The 2,811-nt window shown below is 64.7% G+C and carries 3 protein-coding genes and 1 pseudogene; 3 read left to right on the top strand and 1 reads right to left on the bottom strand.

Going from position 1 to position 2,811, the window contains the following annotated elements; translation table 11 throughout:
- Positions 1-190: pseudogene (locus tag AC1D1S_RS20460) on the top strand (acetyl-CoA C-acyltransferase); the annotation flags it as partial.
- An 82-nt stretch (positions 191-272) separates the two neighbouring features.
- Here the strand turns inward: AC1D1S_RS20460 and AC1D1S_RS20465 are convergent.
- A complete protein-coding gene (locus AC1D1S_RS20465) occupies positions 273-1,076 on the bottom strand; it encodes an IclR family transcriptional regulator (RefSeq protein ID WP_243177695.1) in 804 nt (267 codons plus the stop codon).
- 119 nt (positions 1,077-1,195) lie between these two features.
- Here AC1D1S_RS20465 and AC1D1S_RS20470 point away from each other — a divergent pair, with 119 nt between their 5' ends.
- Both AC1D1S_RS20470 and AC1D1S_RS20475 read left to right on the top strand, forming a co-directional pair.
- Positions 1,196-1,687 carry a tripartite tricarboxylate transporter TctB family protein gene (locus tag AC1D1S_RS20470; RefSeq protein ID WP_243177693.1) on the top strand — a complete coding sequence of 164 codons (492 nt, stop codon included), beginning with the start codon at positions 1,196-1,198 and terminating at the stop codon, positions 1,685-1,687.
- Between the two features lie 13 nt (positions 1,688-1,700).
- Positions 1,701-2,811: tripartite tricarboxylate transporter permease (locus AC1D1S_RS20475; RefSeq protein WP_476995367.1), on the top strand; the 1,111-nt coding region annotated here is incomplete at its 3' end.

Raw genomic sequence — 2,811 nt, forward strand, 5'->3', positions numbered from 1 at the left:
CCAGGCAAACCTCGACGGCGGCGCCCTGGCCCTCGGTCACGCCTATGGAGCCTCGGGCGCGGTACTGGTCACCCGGCTGCTCGCACAGGCCCGCAGGTCCCCGGAGCCGGGGCAGCTTGCCCTGGCGATGATCAGCATCGCAGGCGGCATGGGCACGGCCGCGCTGCTGGGGTACGCGCGCCTGACCTGACCCCGGGAGGGGACATGCCCATTTTTGACCGCGCAGAGTGGACATATGGGCCACATGTCCACTGGCGGCGGTGAGGCCCCGCCTAGTAGACGGACCCTTCCAAGAGTTCTGAGAGTCGGCCGGCGGCGCGCCGGAGTTCAGGAACGCCGGCCTCGAGGCCGGCTTCGGTGGCTGACTCAACGGGGCTGGTTAGTGCCATGGACTCACTGGGGCGTCGGGTTCCGTTCGGCACAGCGACAGCGACCGACAGCACGCCGGTAGCACGCTCATCAGCCGAATACGCGTAATCGACGCCGGGCTCAGGCAGGCGTGCGCGGAGCTCGTCGGCAGTAAATGTACTCTCCTCATGGCCGGATGCGACGGCCGCGGCTACCACTTGCCCGAGTTCCGTATCGGAAACGGTGGCCAGCAGGATCTTCCCGGCCGCTCCGACGGTGAGGGGGAGACGCTTACCCAACGGCAGGTCATAGCGGAGGGGCGAGTCGCCGTCGACACGTGCGACGAGGATCCTTTCAAAGCCCAGCCTGGTGTACAGCGAGGCCGTGAGTCCCGTCTGGGAGGCCACCTGTTGGAGGATCGGCCGCGCGGCAACCACGAGGGGGTCGTTCTCCAAGTAGCTCCGGGCCGCGGGCAGGACCGCGGGGCCGATCCGGTAGGACTTGTCCGTCTGGCTGACCATGCCGAAATCCTGAAGGACCCGCAGGATCCGCAACGTCGTCGGCAGGCTCATGCCGCAGGTCCTGGCCAGGTCACTGAGGCGCTGGGGCCGCTCCGCACGCTGGAGTTCGGCGAAAACCTCCATCGACCTGGACAGGGAGCGCATGTTCCCGGCCTTGGGGCCGCCCTCTTCAGCGGAGCCGGCCGAATGTGTCGAAGTCACTGTCATTGTTTCATTCTATGTAACTGCACTGCGCTTGACAGCGTTTGTGTCTCCTGTCACTATTTCTTCAGACGAAATGTTCTTTCATTCTATGAAATAGAATATCGCAACGTAAGAAGGAAACGATGACAACGGAGTCACTACTGACTAAACCCGAGCGCGCCATCCGCGTCGCTCCGTCGGTGCTTGCGGGCATCGGCACGTTCGCCGCCGTCGGCGTCTATGTTCTGGCCAGTTCGGTCGGCCTCGGCCTGTGGACGTCGTTGGGGCCAGGTCCCGGCCTGTTCCCGTTCGCCATGGGAGGGGTGCTGGTCGCGATGTCGGCGCTCTGGCTGGTCCAGGAGCTGCGCCGGCCGAGCGAGAGGGCCGAGGGGATCGACAGGGGTCTGGTGATCGCGGTCGTGGTCAGCCTTGTGCTCCTGGCGTCCGTCATGGATTTGCTGGGCTTTCAGTTGAGCATGTTCCTGTTCCTGCTCTATCACCTGAAACTGCGGGGCCGCCGGACGTGGGTGTCCTCCCTGATCATCGCCCTTGCCGGAAGCGTCGGTGCGTTCTATGCCTTCAACTACGGGTTGAACGTCGCACTCCCCGTCTCGGCATTCGCTCCGCTGAACTGATCGGACTCTAGACGTGGACACACTCAACGAACTGCTCGGCGGCTTCGCAGCCGCCATGACCTGGCAAAATCTGATCTTCGCCTTCCTGGGCTGCCTGCTGGGCACCATCATTGGGGTCCTTCCCGGAGTTGGCCCGGTGGCCGGTGTAGCCCTGCTCATCCCGCTCACTTTGAACCTGGACCCCACCGGTTCGATCATCATGCTGTGTGCCATTTTCTACGGCACCCAGTACGGCGGAACCATCACCAGCGTTCTTTTGAACACTCCGGGTGAGGCGTCGTCGGCGATCACCACCATCGACGGTTACGCGATGACCAAGGTCGGCAGGGCCGGTGCGGCGCTGACCCTGGCCGCAGTGGGTTCCTTCGTCGGCGGAACCATCGCCACCATCGGACTGGTCGCTGCTGCTAAGCCCCTTGGCGAACTGGGCCTGCTCGTCGGTCCGCCGGAGTTCTTCGCCCTCATGGTCGTCGGCATCTCCCTGCTGGTCGCCCTGGCTGGCAAATCCATGGTCAAGGCCCTGATCTCCGGAGCCCTGGGCCTGCTGATCTCCATGGTCGGCATCGACCCCGTTGCGGGTGCCCCGCGCTTCACCTTCGGGATGGACCGGCTCCTGGACGGCGTTAGTTTCGTGGCCGTCATTGTCGGCGTCTTCGGGCTCTCCGAAATCCTGTCCCACCGCAAGAACGCGGAGACTCCGTTGGTTCATGCCCCCGGACTCCGCTCACTGCTCCCCACMCGGACGGAATGGCGSCGCAGCGCCCCYGCCATGGCCCGSGGCACGGGAGTCGGYTTCGGACTCGGCCTCATTCCCGGCATGACCGGATCGGTGTCGTCCCTGCTGTCCTATGCCGCGGAAAAGAAGTTTTCGYGCTTCCGCAATCAACTCGGCAAGGGTGCAGTAGAAGGCGTGGCCGGTCCGGAAACAGCCAACAACGCCCACGCCAATGCCGCCCTGATCCCGCTCTTTACCCTCGGCATCCCGGCATCCCCGACCATCGCCGTGCTGATGGGCGCGTTCCTGCAGCAGGGCCTGACTCCCGGACCCAGCCTCTTCACCGAACACTCCGACATCGCCTGGGCCATCATCGCCAGCCTCTTCATCGGAAACGTGCTGCTGCTGC

It is taken from the genome of Arthrobacter sp. P1_A5 (assembly GCF_056406825.1).